Raw genomic sequence first — 18257 nt, 5'->3', positions numbered from 1 at the left:
GACGCTAGCATTGCAGGGCAGGTGCGCAAAGGCCCGTTGGCGCACAGCCACCGTGGTATTACGCATGCTTGTGCCTTCCAGATCGGCGCGATAAGCCATGATCAACAACAACAGGACAGGGAGGGCCAGATGCGGGCATTCGTATTTCCGGGCCAGGGGGCGCAAACGATCGGGATGGGCAAGGATCTGGCCGATGCCTATCCGGCCGCAAAAACGGTCTTCGATGAGGTCGATGCGGCCTTGGGCGAGGACCTTTCCGGTCTGATCTGGGCTGGCGATATCGAAACGCTGACCTTGACCCGCAATGCGCAACCCGCGCTGATGGCCACATCCCTTGCCGCGATCCGCGCGCTTGAGGCTGAAGGCGTGTCGATGGCGGCGGCATCGTTTGTCGCCGGGCATTCGCTGGGTGAATATTCCGCCTTGGCTGCCGCGGGCGCGTTGAGCGTTGCGGACACCGCCCGCCTCTTGCGTGTGCGCGGGACCGCCATGCAAGAGGCCGTCGCAGTGGGCGACGGTGCGATGGCGGCGCTGCTGGGCCTTGATTTCGCGACTGTTCAGGATGTGGCTGCAGAAGCGGCCGGTGATGCTGTGTGCGAAGCCGCCAATGACAACGATCCTGCACAGGTTGTCGTGTCGGGTCATAAGGCGGCGGTGGAGCGTGCTGTCGACCTTGCCAAAGAGAGGGGTGCAAAACGGGCGGTTTTGCTGCCGGTCAGCGCCCCGTTTCATTGCAGCCTGATGGCCCCCGCGGCCGAGCGGATGGCCGCGGCCTTGGCCGATGTGACGATCCAAGTGCCGCAGGTGCCGGTGGTGGCCAATGTGCTGGCGTCAGCGGTTGATGACCCCGAACGGATCAAGGCCCTGCTTGTCCAGCAGGTGACGGGCGCTGTCCGCTGGCGTGAAAGCGTGGCCTATATGGTCGGGCAGGGTGTGACGGAGATTTATGAGGTCGGGGCAGGTAAGGCCTTGTCTGGAATGATCCGACGGATCGATCGGTCCGTCGCTGCAACGCCGGTTGGCGGTCCGGACGATGTAAAGGCTGCCGCAGCAGCAATTTTGACTTGAGGAAGGGCCCGCAGATGTTTGATTTGCAAGGAAAGAGTGTTCTGGTGACCGGTGCATCCGGCGGTATCGGCGCGGCGATTGCCCGTGCGTTGCATGGCGCGGGTGCCACGGTTGCGCTGTCCGGTACACGTGTCGCCCCGTTAGAGGAATTGGCTGCGAGCCTTGGTGATCGCGCCCATGTGCTGCCCTGCAATCTGAGTGATGCTGACGCCGTGAACGCCCTGCCAAAACAGGCCGTCGAGGCGATGGGATCAGTCGATGTGCTGGTGAACAATGCGGGGATTACCCGCGACAACATCTTTATGCGCATGTCCGATGATGAATGGGCTTCGGTTCTCGAGGTGAATCTGACAGCCACCATGCGCCTGTGCAAAGGTGTGATCCGTGGCATGATGAAGGCGCGGTGGGGGCGGATTGTGAACATCTCGTCCGTGGTCGGTGCCACAGGCAATCCGGGGCAGGCCAATTATGCTGCGTCCAAGGCCGGTATGGTGGGCATGTCGAAATCCATCGCTTATGAGGTGGCGAGCCGTGGCATTACGGTGAATTGCGTCGCGCCGGGTTTCATCACAACGGCGATGACCGATAAGCTGAATGATGATCAAAAGGCGGGTATTTTGCAGCAGGTTCCTGCCGGGCGCATGGGCGAAGCTGATGAGATTGCGGCAGCGGTTCTGTATCTGGCGAGCCCCGAAGCGGCCTATGTCACCGGCACAACCTTGCATGTGAATGGCGGCATGGCCATGTTCTGACGACCGGTCTGAAACCGTTTGCGTGGCCCGCAATCTCTGCTATAGGCCACGCAGATTTGCTGAAAGGCGCATGTGACGTAACGTCGGATGATCGCGGCGCAGATCGGCAGAGCCTTGGGAACAAGGTGTCAAAGGGGCAAATGCCCTGCGTGAAAATCGGGCAGAGGCCCAGAAAGACATGAGGAATTGATATGAGCGACGTAGCTGACCGCGTGCGCAAGATTGTTGTCGAACAACTTGGTGTAGAAGAAGACAAAGTGACCGAGGGCGCGTCTTTCATTGATGATCTGGGTGCTGACAGCCTGGACACTGTCGAGCTGGTCATGGCGTTTGAAGAAGAGTTCGGTATCGAGATTCCGGACGACGTCGCAGAGACGATCCAGACGTTTGGCGATGCGGTGAACTACATCAAGGGCGCGCAGTAAGCGACGACCTGATATGTTTCGAACGGCGCCCGTTGTGGCGCCGTTTTTTGTTGCGTGGGCTTACTGCAGATAAGCGGGGATCGTGGCTGGTTCGACGAACCGCCCTTGCTCCCTCCCGGTGGGCTGCGGTATCTAAGCTCAAACACGCCAAGAGGTGAGGGCAGAATATGCGTCGTGTCGTGGTCACAGGCTTGGGGCTGGTTACGCCCCTTGCGGATGGGGTCGAGCAATCCTGGAGCCGTATTCTGGACGGTCAGTCCGGTGCAGGCCGTATTGCGGGTTTTGATCCGGAACGTGTCACCACCAAATATGCGTGCGAAGTGCCGCTTGGTGATGGAACAGACGGCACCTTTGACGCCGATACGTATCTTGAGCCCAAAGAACAGCGCAAGGTGGATACGTTCATCCTGTTTGGGATGGCGGCTGCACAACAGGCTATCGAGGATGCCGGGTGGATGCCTGAAGATCGTGAGCTGCAGGAGCGTACGGGCGTCTTGATCGGATCGGGCATCGGGGGTCTGAACTCAATCGCCGAGACGACGCTGCTGATGGCCGAGCGCGGGCCGCGTCGCGTTTCGCCGTTCTTCGTGCCGGGTGCATTGATCAATCTGATTTCTGGTCAGGTGTCGATCAAATACGGGTTTCGCGGCCCGAACCATTCCGTCGTGACGGCCTGTTCGACCGGCGCCCATGCCATTGGTGATGCATCGCGGTTGATCCAATACGGCGACGCGGATGTGATGATTGCCGGTGGTGCAGAGGCCGCCATTTGCGAGATGGGGATCGCCGGATTCAATGCCTGCAAGGCGCTGAGCACGGCCCACAATGATGATCCGGAAAAGGCCAGCCGTCCTTGGGATGAAGACCGTGACGGGTTTGTCATGGGCGAGGGGGCCGGTGTCGTCGTTCTGGAGGAATACGAACATGCCAAGGCCCGCGGTGCCCACATCTATGCAGAGGTGTTGGGTTACGGTTTGAGCGGCGATGCCCATCACATTACAGCCCCCCCGCCGGATCATGAAGGCGCGGAGCGGGCGATGCGCGCGGCGTGCCGTAACGCCAAGATCGAACCACGCCAGATTGATTACGTGAATGCGCATGGCACATCGACCATGGCTGACACCATTGAACTAGGTGCAGTGGAACGGTTGATGGGTGATGCTGCAGGCAATTTGGCGATGTCATCGACGAAATCGATGACAGGGCATCTGCTGGGTGCTGCTGGCGCGATCGAGGCGATCTTTTCGATTCTTGCGATCCGCGATCAGGTCGCACCGCCTACGATCAATCTGGATAAACCTGCGGTTGAAACGCCGATTGATCTTTGTGCGAATGAGAAGCGCCCGAAAGAGATCAATATTGCCCTGTCCAACTCTTTCGGGTTCGGCGGAACGAATGCTTGTGTCATCTTTGGGAAGACTGATTGATGTGGCGCCATATCGCCTCTAACGCGCTGACCTTTTTGATCGTGGCGCTGTTCCTGCTGGTCGGTGCCGTCACCTGGGGTGCCAACCAATACCGCGCCGAGGGACCGCTCGAGGCCGCGATTTGCCTGCAGGTTCCTTCGGGTTCGAATATGAGCAGCGTTGCCGAGGATTTGGTCGACAAAGAAGCAGTGACCTCACCGACGATCTTTCGCATCGGTGCGGATTACGAAGACAAGTCCGGGCTGTTGAAGGCGGGGAGCTTTCGTGTGCCGGAAAATGCGTCGATGGCCGAGATTGTGGAGATCGTCACCCGCGGTGGACGCAATACCTGCGGGACCGAGGTGATTTATCGCATTGGGATCAATCAAACGCTGATCGATGTGCGAGAGTTGAACCCGACCGAGAACCGCTTTGTCGAGATCGTCAGTTTTGATGCCGAGGACATCGAGGTTCCTGCGGAATATGGTGCGGTACGGGAAGCGTCGGACACGACCTATCGCGTGACTGTTGCGGAGGGCGTGACCAGTTGGCAGATTGCCTATTCTCTTGGTGAGATTGACCTTTTGAACGCGGATGTGGCCGAGACGCCGCCGGAGGGGAGCCTTGCCCCGGGCAGCTATGACGTTGAGGTCGGCACGAATGCGTCGACGTTGCTTGCGCAGATGACAGAGCGGCAAGGACGTGTTTTGGAAGAAGCATGGGCAAGTCGCGCCGACGGTTTGCCGATTTCCACGCCGGAAGAGGCGTTGATCCTTGCCAGCATCGTCGAGAAAGAAACCGGTGTTGCAGAGGAGCGCCGTCAAGTGGCGAGTGTGTTCGTAAACCGGTTGAATCAAGGGATGAAGTTACAGACCGACCCGACGGTGATTTACGGGATTACGCAGGGTGAAGGCGTGTTGGGTCGCGGACTGCGCCAGAGTGAGTTGCGGCGGGAAACACCGTGGAACACTTATGTCATCGACGGTCTGCCGCCAACGCCGATCGCCAACCCGGGGCAGGCCAGCATCGAAGCGGCGCTGAACCCCGACGAAACCGAATATATTTTCTTTGTGGCCGACGGCACGGGTGGTCATGCCTTTGCCACCAACCTGGATGATCACAATCGCAATGTCGCGCGCTGGCGTGAGATCGAGGCCGAGCGTGCGAGTGATGGTTAACGCGACCTGAACCCCAGCGCACGATCCGCAACTGCCGATTGATTGACTTTTTTCAGCCGTATGAAGCATCTTTCAACGGCTAGAAGGCGGCTATTTTCAGGGCTTTTGAGCCCTCCCGCCTCTCGACTGTAACGGAAGCACCTTACAGGCGAATAAAGATGAGTGAACCAGACGTACCGGCCGAATTACGGCCCGATAACTCGGCAGAGCGGGTGAAGGAGATGACCCGCCTGTTCCAATTAATGGTCGCCAAGCTCGACCGCATGATTGCTGATTTGAAACCTGCCGACCATGCGTCTGCAGGTGACATCGATTTGAAACTGAAAGAATTGAAGATCGTCCATTTGCGGCTGCGAATGGCCGAGGAGGCCCGTGATGTTACAACTGAAGAAACCACTCACCCCGGCGAATTCGACTTCGATGCCATTCGTGCCCGGGTTCAGAGCCAAATGGATCGCCTCCGCGCGGCAGGACGTATCGGGGGACCTTTTTGCCGGGATGGATTCGAATGACGCTGCCGGTCTGCGTTATCTTTTTGACTATTGGGCCTTGGATCATCAGGTGCCCCCACGCTGCGATTGGCGCAGCTGGGTGATCCTGGGTGGTCGCGGCGCGGGGAAGACCCGCGCCGGAGCCGAATGGGTGCGCCAGATGGTAGAGGGGCCGACGCCACGTGCGCCTGGTCTGGCGCGGCGCGTTGCGCTGGTTGGGGAAACGCTGGATCAGGCGCGTGAGGTGATGGTTTTCGGCGATAGCGGATTACTGGCTGTCTGTCCGCCGGACAGGCGACCCGATTGGTTACCATCGCGCAGGTTGTTGCGTTGGCCCAATGGTGCAACCGCGCAGCTGTTTTCGGCGCATGAACCCGAGGCGTTGCGCGGTCCGCAATTCGATGCGGCCTGGGCGGATGAATTCGGTTGTGCAGCGCTTGACAAAGGTGCGAACCAACCCAACAAGTTTCTCGACCCGAAGTCGTCAGAGTCGCAGTTGCCCTATTTTTCAACGGGAAACCGGGACGACTTCATGCAAATGCAATATCTGCGGGCCGTGACATCGCATTACGCGGATGAGGAAAATAACCCCGTTTCAAACGTTTATGGGGGCGCGATGGTTGCAACGGATCGCATGCACGTTTGGGCATGGGATACGCGACCATATCCTTTCTTTCCAGGTAACCAGGACCTCTGGGCTGACGGCGAAAATTATGGTCGCGGTCATTGGCTGAACGGGCGCGCGACCAATCAATCACTCGCATCGGTCGTCGCCGAGATTTGCGAGCGATCTGGTGTGAAACGCTATGACGTCTCGCGTCTGTACGGCGTGGTCCGGGGCTACTCTGTTCCGCAAAGCGGGTCGGCCCGTGCGGCATTGCAACCTTTGATGCTCACTTTCGGCTTCGATGCGATCGAGCGTGATGGCACCTTGTTTTTCGAAAATCGCGGCGGTCGTACCGTGCATTCCCTGGATCGGAACATCATTGCTGTCGATCCAGAGAACGATCGTGAACTTTCGTTAACCCGGGCGCCAGCTGCAGAAGTCGCTGGGCGTGTTCAACTGGGCTACATCAGCGCTGACGACGATTATGAGATGGTGGCCAGCGAAGCTGTTCATCCAGATGACGTGAACCTTGGTGTGAACAGGTCCGAGGTGTCTTTGGCGATGACCCGTAACGAAGGGCGGCAAGTCGTGTTGAGATGGATCGCGGAAGCCCGCATCGCACGGGATGTCGCGAACTTTGCCCTTCCGCCCTCTCAGCAGCAGATCGCGGCTGGTGATGTCATAGCGCTGGATACCACTGACCACGATGGGATCTATCGTATTGACCGCGTCGAGGAAGACGGTCTGCGCCTGATTGAAGCCACGCGCATCGAACCACAAATTTATACGCAACAAACGACATGCGAAGAACCGGGCGTTGTTCAGCGTTACATCGGACCTGTTCCGGCAGAGGTCTTGTTTCTCGATCTGCCCATACTGACCGGCGATGAGACGCCGACGGCCCCTTATGTCGCAGCCAGTGGTCAGCCATGGCCCGGCAGCATCGCTATTCACAGTTCACCACAAGATGCAGGCTATACACTGCAAAAGGTGATCCGCGATCCGGCGACGATGGGATTGACGCATACACCGCTTTTGCGCGGTTCCAGCGGCATTTGGGATCGACAAGAGGGTTTCGAAGTGACTTTGGTAAGTGGCGCGCTGAGCTCTGCGACGGTTGCGACCGTCCTTGCGGGCGGGAACGTATTCGCGATCGGTGATGGTTCCGCAGATTTGTGGGAAGTCGTTCAATTCACTCATGCAACACCGATCGCCGCCGATCGTTATCGCCTGTCGGGTCTTCTGCGTGGGCAAGCCGGTTCGCGTGGAGTGATCCCGGATATCTGGCCGATTGGGTCGCGGGTCGTGATGCTGGACGGTGTTCCGGATCAGATGGACCTGCCGTCTGCAGCGCGCGGCAATCTGCGCCATTTCCGCTATGGGCCGGCAAAAAGCCCGATCAGCGCGCCAAGCTACCGTCATGTTTCTCATGCGTTTCAAGGCAATGGCCTACGTCCATACCCGGTCGCGCATTTGCGCGCCAAATCGGTCGAGGGGGGCATCTGCTTCAGTTGGATCAGGTGCAGTCGTATCGATGGCGACATTTGGGCCGATGACGACACTCCATTGGGTGAAGAGACCGAGCGCTACACTGTGCGGGTTGTGCAGAACGGCGAAGTGCGTCGGGACATTCGGGTGGATAACCCGGCCTGGATCTACGGTGATGATGAAATCAGTAGGGAAGTCGGCGCATCACCTTACGCCGTCGAAGTGGCTCAAGTTTCGGCGCGCTTCGGCGCCGGGTCATTCACGCGCATCGTTTTGGGCGCCTGACCATGCGCGCCGTCAGTATTGCCGATATCGAGGTCGTCACCCGCGTGCTTTTGGCGGAGAAACCCGACTTACGCGAGCGCAAGCTCGCGAACATCTGCGAAATGGCATGTAATGGCGATCGATATCGGAAGCGTTTTGGGCGACAGCATGTCTCGTTCGGCAACGGGACGCTGATGTCTGCCGCTTTGCAATTTCAGTTGGCAGCACGATCGAAATCGTGCGGTCCCGAATATCTTGATTGTCTAGCTTTGGTGGTCGACCGGCTTCGGCAATAAGTCATGTATCACCGACGATGATGACGTCGATCACAGGTTTGTTCTTGGCGAAGGCCACTTGTTTGGACTAAATCAAAGGTTCAAGGTGAGGGAGTATCGCCATGGCACAGCCTAAACCATCACTGACCGAGCTTGATCCGGTCTGGCATCGTATCTGCGAAGAGGCGGAGGCCGCGATCGCATCAGAACCGCTGATGGGTGGCCTGATCCACGCCGGTGTGCTGCATCACAAGACCTTCGAGGCGGCGTTGGCCTACCGGATTTCGATGAAGCTGGCATCAGCAGAGATGTCGGAACAGATTCTGCGTGAGATTGCCGATACTGCTCTTTCGCAGGCGTCAGAGCTTGCAAACGCTGCCCGTGCCGATCTTGTCGCGATATATGATCGCGATCCAGCCTGCCACCGGTTCCTGCAGCCGCTACTGTTCTTCAAGGGTTTCCAGGCTGTGCAGGCTTATCGTTTGGGCCACTGGTTGTGGAACAACGACCGCCGCGATCTGGCTTATTTCGTGCAAATGCGCGTCAGTGAGATTTTCGGGATCGACATTCATCCCGCCGCGAAAATAGGGCAGGGCATCATGATCGATCACGCTCATTCGATTGTCATCGGTGAAACGGCGGTTGTCGGTGACAATGTCTCAATGCTGCACTCGGTAACGTTGGGTGGAACCGGAAAGGAAGATGACGACCGGCACCCCAAGATCGGCAACGGCGTTCTGATCGGCGCCGGGGCCAAGGTACTGGGCAACATCAAGGTCGGTCATTGCAGCCGCATCGCCGCCGGGTCGGTCGTATTGGAAGAAGTCCCACCGATGAAAACAGTCGCCGGGGTGCCAGCGAAGATCGTTGGGGAGGCGGGGTGTTCCCAGCCATCCCTGACCATGCACCAGTTGCTGAACGGCGCGATGTAATCGCGCCGCTGCCGCTTCAGGCCAGCATTGTCATCGGGCTCTCAAGGTTGTTCTTGATCGCCTGAAGCAGGTCGGCTCCAAGCGCACCGTCGATGACGCGGTGATCTACCGACAAAGTGACCGACATCATTGTCCCGACCGTCAACTCGTCGTCGTCGCCCACAATCGGCTTTTTCACACCGGCTCCAACCGCGAGGATTGCGGCATGGGGTGGATTGATGATCGCGTCGAAATTATCGATGCCGAACATGCCTAGGTTCGAGATAGCGAAACTCCCACCCTGATATTCGTGGGGCGCCAATTTGCGGTCCCGCGCGCGACTGGCGAGGTCTTTCATCTCCGCCGACAGGGCCGAAAGCGACTTCACGTCAGCGTCTTTCAGAACCGGGGTGAACAAACCGCCTTCGATGGCGACTGCGACGGCCACATCCGATTTTTCGAATTGTAGTGTCCGATCCCCGGCCCAGACGGCATTCGCTTCCGGCACTTCCTGCAGCGCTAGCGCACAGGCCTTGATGATGAAGTCATTTACCGACAACTTCACGCCCCGCGCCTCGAGCTGCTTGTTCAACTGGCTGCGGAACTTCAGCAACGCATCCAGATTGATGTCGCGGCGCAGATAGAAATGTGGCACCGACTGCTTGGCCTCGGTCAGCCGCGCGGCGATGGTCTTGCGCATACCATCCAATTTGACTTCTTCGAATGGACGCCCCTCATAGGTTTTCAACACAACGTCGGTGGAAGGGCCGGTCGCCATTGCGGCAACCGGGGCGTCAGCCTTCGCAGGCGCCTCGGCTTTCGCCGGTTGGGCATCCGGTTTTGCATTTTCCACATCTGCTTTGATGATCCGGCCATGCGGGCCAGTGCCCCTGATTTGACTCAGGTCCAAACCTTTATCCTTAGCGATCCGCCGGGCGAGGGGGGTCGCAAAGATGCGCTCACCATCCTTACCCTTTGGTGCAGCAGGCGCAGGCGTTGCGTCGGTTTTCCCGCGACCATAGCCGGCCTCTGGCGCGGTCTTGTCGCTGGCCTCCGCCGGGGCTGCATGCGATGGCGCAGGTTCCGATTTCGATGGCGTATCCCCAATGTCATCCGCACTTTCGCCATCCTCTAATAGAACGGCGATAACGTCGTTGACCTTCACCCCTTCGGTGCCTTCGGCCACGATGATCTTACCAATGGTGCCCTCATCGACGGCCTCGAACTCCATCGTGGCCTTGTCGGTCTCGATCTCGGCCATGATGTCACCGGATGACACGGTGTCGCCCTCTTTGACCAGCCACTTGGCAAGCGTCCCTTCTTCCATCGTGGGCGACAGGGCGGGCATCAGAATTTCTGTTGGCATCGCGGCGTCTCCTTAACGATAGGTCACTTGCTTGCAGGCATCGACAACCTCGGCGGTTGTCACCAGCGCATGTTTTTCAAGGTTTGCGGCATATGGCATGGGCACGTCCTTACCCGTGCAGTTGATCACGGGGGCATCAAGATAGTCGAACGCCTCTTGCATGATGACCGAACTGATATAGCCCCCCACGCTGCCTTGCGGCCAGCCTTCCTCGACCGTCACACAACGGTTCGTTTTACGGACCGAAGCGAGGATCGTATCGGTATCCATCGGGCGAAGCGTCCGCAGGTTAATCACCTCGGCATTGATCCCGTCTTCGGCCAACTTTTCCGCGGCATCCAGCGCATACGTCATGCCGATGCCGAAACTGACAATCGTCACGTCATCACCGCTACGTTCGATCTTGGCTTTGCCAAATGGGATGGTGAAATCATCCATGACCGGCACGTCGAACGACTTGCCATAGAGAATTTCGTTTTCGAGGAAAATAACCGGGTTCGGGTCCCGGATCGCAGTTTTCATAAGTCCTTTCGCATCTGCGGCAGAGTAAGGCATGCAGACTTTGAGCCCCGGAATCTGCATGTACCAAGCAGCATAATCCTGCGAGTGCTGGGCGGCGACGCGGGCCGCAGCACCATTGGGGCCGCGAAAGACCATGGGCGCACCCATCTGACCACCCGACATGTATAGCGTCTTGGCGGCAGAGTTGATGATCTGGTCGATGGCCTGCATGGCGAAGTTGAAAGTCATGAACTCAACGATTGGCTTAAGACCACCAAAGGCCGCGCCGACACCGATCCCGGCAAAGCCGTGTTCAGTGATCGGCGTATCGATCACGCGCTTTGCCCCAAATTCATCCAGCAAACCTTGGGAAATCTTATATGCCCCCTGATATTCGGCGACCTCTTCACCCATCAAAAATACATCTTCGTCGCGGCGCATTTCCTCTGCCATTGCATCGCGCAGCGCCTCGCGGACCGTGGTCTGCTTTACCTCGACATCCGTATCCCAATCGGGCGTCGCGTCAGGGATTGGCGCCGGATCGGGATGTGACATCGCTGCCGCCGGCGCAGTTTCAGAACTTTGCTCTTTGTCGGCGGGGACAGGTTGTTGTGACTGCGATGTGTCGACCTCGACGCTGTCAGCATCTTCGCCTTCCTCCACAAGGATTGCGATAGGCGTGTTTACCTTGACGCCTTCGGTGCCTTCGCCGATCAGAATTTTACCCACGATCCCTTCATCGACGGCCTCGAATTCCATCGTGGCTTTGTCGGTTTCGATCTCGGCCATGATGTCGCCGGATGATACGGTGTCACCTTCCTTGACCAGCCACTTGGCCAAGGTTCCTTCTTCCATCGTCGGGGACAGGGCGGGCATGAGGATTTCTGTTGCCATGGCTCAAGCCTCCTGCGGAATTTCGGTTGCGTAAATGTCCGTCCACAGCTCTTCCAGCGGTGGCTCGGCGCTTTCTTTCGAGAATTCTGCGGCCTCGTTCACGATGCCTTTGATCTCTTTGTCCACAGCTTTCAGGTCATCCTCCGTCGCGTGTTTGCCTGTCAACAACATGCTACGCACTTGCTCGATCGGGTCACGCTCATCCCGCATCTTCTGTACTTCTTCGCGCGTGCGATACTTGGCCGGGTCGGACATCGAGTGGCCGCGATAACGGTAGGTATTCACCTCCAGAATGTATGGCCCCTTGCCTGCACGGCAGTGCTTGATCGCCTTTTCACCCGCGGCCTTGACGGCAAGCACATCCATGCCATCCACCTCTTCGCCGGGAATGCCATAGGCGGCACCACGTTCCCACAGCGATGGTGACTTGGTCGAACGCTTCACCGACGTGCCCATGGCATACTGGTTGTTCTCGATCACGAAGATGACGGGCAGGTCCCACAACTCGGCCATGTTATACGTCTCATACACCTGCCCTTGGTTCGCCGCGCCGTCACCAAAATAGGTAAATGTCACACGGTCAGTCCCCCGGTATTTGTCGGCAAATGCCAAGCCCGCACCGATCGGGACCTGTGCTGCGACAATCCCGTGACCACCATAAAAGTGTTTCTCTTTCGAGAACATGTGCATAGAGCCACCTTTCCCCTTGGAAAAGCCGCCCTCGCGCCCGGTCAACTCGGCCATGATGCCTTTCGGATCCATCCCGCAGGCGAGCATATGCCCGTGATCACGGTAGGACGTGACGCGCTTGTCACCTTCCTCAGCGGCCGCTTCGAGCCCGACAACAACGGCTTCCTGACCGATATAAAGGTGGCAGAACCCACCAATCAGCCCCATTCCGTATAATTGACCCGCCTTTTCCTCAAATCGTCGGATCAAAAGCATTTCGCGATAATATCCGAGCAATTCCTCGGCAGACACGTTGGGTTTCGCGGCGGCCTTTTTGGGTGGCATAAGCGGTTCTCCGACTGCTGTGTGAATAGTTTAGCATTAAACTATCCGTTAAAGCATATCGTTCCCGAATGCGAGTGGAAAGGCGACGCTGGGGAAACCGCCGGGCGCATAGCCGGTCTGTCTTCAGCGAATGACGATTTCGTCGGCGCGGATCAGGCCCAGCACATCGCGCGCCTGTTCGTCCAGCAGGTCGAGATCCAGATAGGTGTCCGACAGGCGCGTCGTCAGATTCTCCATCCTCGCCACATCTTCCTGCAACAGCGCAAGTTCCGCACGCAGCGCTTCGCTTTCCGCCTTGATCTCAATCCGTTTGAAAAGGCCATAGTCACCCTGCACGGCAGCAAAGGTGAAATAAAGGCCCAGCATCAACGCACCGAAAAAGTAAAAGAGGGCACCCATCGCAGGGCGGTTCCGTCGTAACATGTATCTGCCTCATACACCGCGTCTGATGCGCAGCTTTCAGGCAGATTCGCATATTTAACTCAGCTTGTGAATCCCCAATCTAACCCGCGACGGACGCTGCATAAACGTCATCGATCGTGGTGTTGATCGTCGCGTTGAACGTGTCATCGTCCTGATCTGCCGACAGGCCTTCGGTCAGCGCGCGCGAGAAACTGGCGATAACACCCTTGTTCTGCGCAAGACGACGGTTTGCCTCTTGACGATCATAGCCCCCCGACAAGGCGACGACACGCATCACTTTCGGGTTGTTCACCAGCGGCAGATAGGTGTTCGGCTTTTCCGGCAAGGTCAGTTTCAGCATGATCCGATTGTCGCCGATCCGGTCCAGCTGGTTCAGGATCTCATCGCGCAGCATCTCTTCGGCGTCACCCTTGTTCGCCATCTTGATGTTGATCTCGGGCTCCAGGATCGGCACCAAACCGTGATCCAGCACCTGATTACCCACCTCGAATTGCTGCGCGACATTGGCGGCAATCCCCATTTGTGAGGCTTCGTTGATCACCGACCGCATCTTGGTGCCGAAAATCCCCGCCTCGACAGCACGTGGCAGTAGCGTATCCAGATGATCCATCGGCTTCATCAACTGCACACCGTCAGCATCATCCATCAGACCTTTGTCGATTTTCAGAAATGGCACGACTTTGCGGTCCTCCCACAGATAATGTGCCGACGGCTTGCCGTTGATTTCGCGATCCATCGTCATCTCGAACAGGATCGCGCCCACGATCTTGCCGCCGGTAAAGGCGGGGGCGTTGACGATACGGCTGCGCATCCCATGGATCAGGTTGAACATTTCGGTGTCGTTCGCGTAGGCGTCTTTTGATATACCGTACGCTGCCAGCGCCTTCGGGGTCGAACCTCCGCTTTGATCCAGCGCGGCGATAAACCCATGTCCATCACGCACCTGCGCCGTTTGTTGCTGTCTCGACATCCCAATCCACCTTAATCAATTCTTGCATTTTCCGGGTCTGGCCCGTCAAAATGCTTGTAAACAAGGGGTTTATTGCTTGCAATTCTGGTGGCGCTAACGGTTTGCGAGAAAATGAGGTGCCGCGCGATTATCCGCGAAGCGCACACGATGCCTCGATCATGGACCGAGGCATCGCATCGTCAGTTCGTCACATAGCGTGACGGCAGATCGGCCTCGATCCAGTCGGCGATGGCTTGACGCTGTGCATCTGCGGCAACAGCGTTCCAAGCAGCCGCCACATCTGGCCCCCGCGCGCCAAAGCGGGCCTCAATCTCCTTGCGAACCGAGGTCGCGGCGATATCTCCTGCCGCTTCGGCCAACAGCGCGTAATAATATGCACGGGCATAGGACCTGCTCGAGCCCGACCCCGTGAAGTGCCGCAGCGCCCGCGCGCGCAGCTTGCGTGGATCATTGCCAGAGACCAGCGTGATCGGTGCTGGGCTGTTGGACTGCTCCAGATGGGTCGCCTGTGCCGCAAGAACGTCTTGTGTGGTCATGCGTGCTTCAAGCCGATCAAGCAGGGACACCGCACGATCGATCCCGCCCGCAGATGCGATCAAGGCATAGCCATAGGCGGTTTGTGGATCACTTTCCAAGGTGGCTTGCGCAAGCAGGGCAGCAGCTGATGCCGAGGCATCAGTGTCATCCAACAAAGACAACAGCAGGTCGGGGACCAACGCCTCACCGCGGGGAACGCCGCTGCCGTTCAGCAAAGCCGTGGCAAGTGCGATTCGGCTATCCGGTGTCAAATCATCAGGTGATTCAATCGCTGCCAAATCCGCAACGCTCAAAATCTGTGTCCGGGCCAACGGCGTGCTGCGGGCCTGCAATCCCAGCGCAGCGATCAGCGTTTGTGGCGCTTCATACATGTCGGGCTCGATGACGACACCACTGGGCGGCAAATCGGCCTCAACGGTGATCTCACCGGGATCCGCGACAAAGGCTTCGACCTCGGACATGAGTTCGCCAATAAAGTTTCGCTCCACGGCGCCAAGAGGACGCAGACCGCCTTCGCTCAGAAATTGCGAAACGGCCTCTGTCCCCAATTCACGTATCGTGACGGGATCACGCAGGTTTTCCGGCAGCACCTGAGAAATCGCCTCCCAGCCACCATTGTCTTTCACTGTCGCAACAACGCGCGAGACACGGATCGCCGGGTCACCTGGATAGCCGAATTCGCCAAGTCGGGGCAGGATCGTTCCGCTGGCCGAGTAATTCATTGTTGCAAAGCCGTTGATCGCGATGGTGCTGTCGATGGCCGTTTCGCCCGTCGTATATTGATAGCTGGCGCGGATCTTGAACTGATCAAGCGGCAAGTCGCGGTAACCAGCAGTGCGCAGGGCCAAAGCCACATCGCGCTCAACGCAGGCCAGGCTTGCCCGCGCCCCGATCATGTTCATGTCAAGCTCCGCAGCCAGTTGGAAAGGCTGCGCAAGGTCGCTGCTCAGTGTCGCGCGCTCGATTGTGATCTCGCATTGCCGCGCTTGATCGTAGGGCAAAAGCGGACGCGCGACGATGCCGGAAATCGACACGATCCCGCGCATGGGATCAGCCGAGAGGTGGTCATACTGCAACTCCATCCGGGTCCGAATGGCTGAGATGGCTGAATTGGCGATAGCTGTGGCAATGCGGTCTGGCGCAAAGAATTCGCTAAAGTCGGCGCGCGGGTCCTGCGCATGCGCAGCTAGGGTAGTGGATAGGGCGACTGCTGTGGCTGTCGTGAAAGCAACGTATCTGTTCATCAATTTGTCTCCTTCTACGGATCTGAAATAAATGAACATTGTTCAAAAATCAAGCGTCAACATTTGCTTTCAAACTTAGGAGCACATTCGATTTTTAACCCAGCGCCGCGATACCGGGCAGTGTTTTGCCTTCCATCCACTCGAGGAACGCCCCGCCAGCGGTTGAAATATATGTGAAATCGTCCGCTGCTCCTGCCTTGTTCAAGGCCGCGACGGTATCCCCGCCACCGGCGACCGATATCAATGAACCAGCTTTCGACAGCGCCGCCGCATGGCTGGCAGCCGCATTCGTCGCGGCATCAAAAGGCGCGATCTCAAACGCCCCCAACGGCCCATTCCAGACCAGCGTTTTCGCGGCCTCCATCACTTGATTGATATAGGCGACGGTTTCCGGCCCCGCATCGAGGATCATCGCATCAGCCGGGCAGGCGTCGGGCGCAACCGTCTGACCTTCGGCATGTTCCTTGAACTCCCGCGCGACGACGATGTCACGCGGCAGAACAATCTCACAGCCCGCCGCTTCGGCCTTGGCCAGAATGTCCCGTGCCGTATCTGCCAGATCATGCTCGCAAAGCGATTTCCCCACGTCGATCCCTTGCGCGGCGAGGAACGTGTTCGCCATACCGCCGCCGATCACCAGGTGATCGACCTTGCCGACCAGATTGCCCAGCAGGTCCAGCTTGGTCGACACCTTCGCGCCGCCCACGACAGCCATAACCGGCCGATCCGGCGTCCCAAGCGCCTTTTCCAAAGCGCGCAATTCCTCGGCCATCAACCGACCCGCGCAAGATGGCAGCAAATGCGCAATAGCTTCGGTGCTGGCATGCGCGCGATGTGCGGCGGAAAAGGCATCATTCACATAGATGTCGCCCAGCGAGGCGAGGCGTTTGGCGAAAGCCTCGTCATTCTTCTCCTCTCCCGGATTGAACCGCAGGTTTTCCAGCAGTAGCACCTCATCATCCGTCATCTCCGCAACGGCATCACCGTAATCACTGTTCACCCACGTCACCGGCAGCCCCAGCGCATCGGCCACCGCCGGCGCGATGATCTCCAACGACATTTCAGGCACGACCTGGCCCTTGGGCCGCCCGAAATGAGCCATCAGAATGACCTTGCCACCCTTGGCCCGGATATCCTCGACCGTCGGTATAATCCGATCAATGCGCGTCGTATCGGTGACCTCACCATCCTCGACCGGTACATTGATATCCACCCGGACCAAGGCGCGCTTGCGCGCAAAATCCATATCATCGAGCGTTTTCCAGGGCATCCCCACCTCCTGCAGTCACGTGTTCGTCTCTCTTGCGGCAAGCCCATGCCCGCGTCAACCGGACCGGGTTGGCAATTCCGGCCTTGGGGCATATGAGGGTCCCCAACCTGAGAATAAGGAGCGCCCGATGGCCGAGATCAAAGACCCCGAAAACACGATCATCATGACCCTCAAGGATGGTGACGTGGTTATTGCACTGATGCCCGACGTAGCGCCTGAACACACGGCCCGCATGAAAGAGCTGGCGCGTGCTGGTGCCTATGACAATGTTTGTTTTCACCGGGTGATCGACGGTTTCATGGCACAAACGGGTGATGTGGCCAACGGGAACATGGAGAAAGACTTCAACATCGGACGCGCGGGAACAGGCGGCTCCGATATGCCCGACCTCCCGGCAGAATTTTCCAAGGTTCCTCATGCACGCGGTTCTTTGGGCGCGGCCCGTTCGCAGAACCCGAATTCGGCCAACAGCCAGTTTTTCATCAACTTCAAGGACAACGACTTCCTGAACGGCCAATACACCGTCTACGGGCAGGTCATCTCCGGCATGGAACATGTCGATGCGATCACTCGCGGCGAACCGCCGATGAACCCAGACCGCATGATCAGCGTCAAGGTGGCCGCCGATGTTTAAGTACGCTGCAGCCTTTGCGATCCTTGCCACACCCGCGTTGTCCAACGGTCTCGAAATCGACATCGCGGGTGAGGCGAACGGAACCATCAAAATCGACCTGTTTGAAGAAACGGCCCCGCTACATGCCGCCCAAATCACCGCTATTGCGGAAACCGGCGCTTATGACGGCGTCGTCTTCCACCGGGTGATCGACGGTTTCATGGCGCAGACAGGTGACGTCCAGAACGGCAAACTGGGCAGCGATCTGTCCCGCGCGGGCACCGGAGGTTCTGATCTGCCGGACATCCCGGCCGAATTCACAGACCAACCATTTGAGCGTGGTGTCATCGGCATGGCCCGCGCCCAAAATCCCAATTCGGCCAATAGTCAGTTCTTCATCATGTTCGAACCCGGTTACTTTCTGAATGGACAATATACCGTCGTTGGTGAAGTCACCGAAGGAATGGATATCGTCGATGCGATCAAGCGCGGTACAGGTCCGAATGGTTCTGTTATCGGTGAGCCTGATGTGATGACCGCCGTTCGGGTCACTGAATAAG

At 58.1% G+C, this 18257-nt stretch carries 18 protein-coding genes; 11 read left to right on the top strand and 7 right to left on the bottom strand.

The window, feature by feature from the left end; translation table 11 throughout:
* The first annotated feature begins 129 nt into the window (after nucleotides 1–129).
* The 9 genes from fabD to cysE all read left to right on the top strand — a co-directional run bounded on the left by fabD (nucleotide 130) and on the right by cysE (nucleotide 8886).
* Nucleotides 130–1068 (top strand): ACP S-malonyltransferase, encoded by a 939-nt coding sequence (gene fabD, locus V8J85_RS05415; RefSeq protein WP_339952662.1) that lies wholly within the window; start codon nucleotides 130–132, stop codon nucleotides 1066–1068.
* Between the two features lie 14 nt (nucleotides 1069–1082).
* Nucleotides 1083–1820 carry a 3-oxoacyl-[acyl-carrier-protein] reductase gene (gene fabG, locus V8J85_RS05410; protein ID WP_339952661.1) on the top strand — a complete coding sequence of 246 codons (738 nt, stop codon included), beginning with the start codon at nucleotides 1083–1085 and terminating at the stop codon, nucleotides 1818–1820.
* A 191-nt stretch (nucleotides 1821–2011) separates the two neighbouring features.
* Complete coding sequence (locus tag V8J85_RS05405; RefSeq protein WP_339952660.1) at nucleotides 2012–2245, top strand: acyl carrier protein; 234 nt, start codon at nucleotides 2012–2014, stop codon at nucleotides 2243–2245.
* 167 nt (nucleotides 2246–2412) lie between these two features.
* Nucleotides 2413–3672, top strand: a complete 1260-nt coding sequence (gene fabF, locus V8J85_RS05400; protein WP_339952659.1) for a beta-ketoacyl-ACP synthase II — start codon at nucleotides 2413–2415, stop codon at nucleotides 3670–3672.
* Entirely contained in the window at nucleotides 3672–4829 is a 1158-nt protein-coding gene (gene mltG / locus V8J85_RS05395; RefSeq protein ID WP_339952658.1) for an endolytic transglycosylase MltG, read from the top strand. The genes fabF and mltG overlap by 1 nt, the downstream gene beginning before the upstream one ends.
* Before the next feature lie 158 nt (nucleotides 4830–4987).
* A complete protein-coding gene (locus V8J85_RS05390) occupies nucleotides 4988–5341 on the top strand; it encodes a hypothetical protein (RefSeq protein ID WP_339952657.1) in 354 nt (117 codons plus the stop codon).
* A complete protein-coding gene (locus V8J85_RS05385) occupies nucleotides 5328–7700 on the top strand; it encodes a baseplate megatron protein TIM-barrel domain-containing protein (RefSeq protein ID WP_339952656.1) in 2373 nt (790 codons plus the stop codon). Before V8J85_RS05390 ends, V8J85_RS05385 begins: the two co-directional genes overlap by 14 nt.
* A gap of 2 nt (nucleotides 7701–7702) precedes the next feature.
* Nucleotides 7703–7975 carry a DUF7742 family protein gene (locus V8J85_RS05380; RefSeq protein WP_339952655.1) on the top strand — a complete coding sequence of 91 codons (273 nt, stop codon included), beginning with the start codon at nucleotides 7703–7705 and terminating at the stop codon, nucleotides 7973–7975.
* A 101-nt stretch (nucleotides 7976–8076) separates the two neighbouring features.
* On the top strand, nucleotides 8077–8886 hold the full coding sequence (cysE, locus tag V8J85_RS05375) for a serine O-acetyltransferase (protein WP_339952654.1): 810 nt from the start codon (nucleotides 8077–8079) through the stop codon (nucleotides 8884–8886).
* 16 nt (nucleotides 8887–8902) lie between these two features.
* Here the strand turns inward: cysE and V8J85_RS05370 are convergent, their stop codons facing one another.
* The 7 genes from V8J85_RS05370 to V8J85_RS05340 all read right to left on the bottom strand — a co-directional run bounded on the left by V8J85_RS05370 (nucleotide 8903) and on the right by V8J85_RS05340 (nucleotide 17084).
* Nucleotides 8903–10231 (bottom strand): pyruvate dehydrogenase complex dihydrolipoamide acetyltransferase, encoded by a 1329-nt coding sequence (locus V8J85_RS05370; RefSeq protein WP_339952653.1) that lies wholly within the window; start codon nucleotides 10229–10231, stop codon nucleotides 8903–8905.
* 12 nt (nucleotides 10232–10243) lie between these two features.
* Nucleotides 10244–11626 (bottom strand): pyruvate dehydrogenase complex E1 component subunit beta, encoded by a 1383-nt coding sequence (locus V8J85_RS05365; protein ID WP_339952652.1) that lies wholly within the window; start codon nucleotides 11624–11626, stop codon nucleotides 10244–10246.
* Nucleotides 11627–11629: 3 nt separating this feature from the next.
* Complete coding sequence (gene pdhA, locus V8J85_RS05360) at nucleotides 11630–12640, bottom strand: pyruvate dehydrogenase (acetyl-transferring) E1 component subunit alpha (protein WP_339952651.1); 1011 nt, start codon at nucleotides 12638–12640, stop codon at nucleotides 11630–11632.
* A 123-nt stretch (nucleotides 12641–12763) separates the two neighbouring features.
* The gene (locus V8J85_RS05355; protein WP_339952650.1) at nucleotides 12764–13063 is read right to left on the bottom strand and encodes an FtsB family cell division protein; all 300 of its coding nucleotides are present in this window, start codon (nucleotides 13061–13063) and stop codon (nucleotides 12764–12766) included.
* 79 nt (nucleotides 13064–13142) lie between these two features.
* A complete protein-coding gene (locus tag V8J85_RS05350; RefSeq protein WP_339952649.1) occupies nucleotides 13143–14033 on the bottom strand; it encodes a fructose bisphosphate aldolase in 891 nt (296 codons plus the stop codon).
* 179 nt (nucleotides 14034–14212) lie between these two features.
* Nucleotides 14213–15814: a hypothetical protein gene (locus tag V8J85_RS05345; RefSeq protein WP_339952648.1), complete on the bottom strand. Its 1602-nt coding sequence runs from the start codon at nucleotides 15812–15814 to the stop codon at nucleotides 14213–14215.
* A gap of 94 nt (nucleotides 15815–15908) precedes the next feature.
* The gene (locus V8J85_RS05340) at nucleotides 15909–17084 is read right to left on the bottom strand and encodes a phosphoglycerate kinase (RefSeq protein ID WP_339952647.1); all 1176 of its coding nucleotides are present in this window, start codon (nucleotides 17082–17084) and stop codon (nucleotides 15909–15911) included.
* A gap of 127 nt (nucleotides 17085–17211) precedes the next feature.
* Here V8J85_RS05340 and V8J85_RS05335 point away from each other — a divergent pair, with 127 nt between their 5' ends.
* Together V8J85_RS05335 and V8J85_RS05330 are read left to right on the top strand one after the other, a co-directional pair.
* A complete protein-coding gene (locus V8J85_RS05335; protein WP_339952646.1) occupies nucleotides 17212–17718 on the top strand; it encodes a peptidylprolyl isomerase in 507 nt (168 codons plus the stop codon).
* A complete protein-coding gene (locus V8J85_RS05330) occupies nucleotides 17711–18256 on the top strand; it encodes a peptidylprolyl isomerase (RefSeq protein ID WP_339952645.1) in 546 nt (181 codons plus the stop codon). Before V8J85_RS05335 ends, V8J85_RS05330 begins: the two co-directional genes overlap by 8 nt.
* Nucleotide 18257 lies beyond the last annotated feature (1 nt).

The organism is Yoonia sp. 2307UL14-13, from assembly GCF_037572755.1.
Classification (GTDB): Bacteria; Pseudomonadota; Alphaproteobacteria; order Rhodobacterales; family Rhodobacteraceae; genus Yoonia.
Note: the sequence above shows the minus strand (reverse complement) of the source record. Positions and strands in the feature narration are given on the sequence as shown.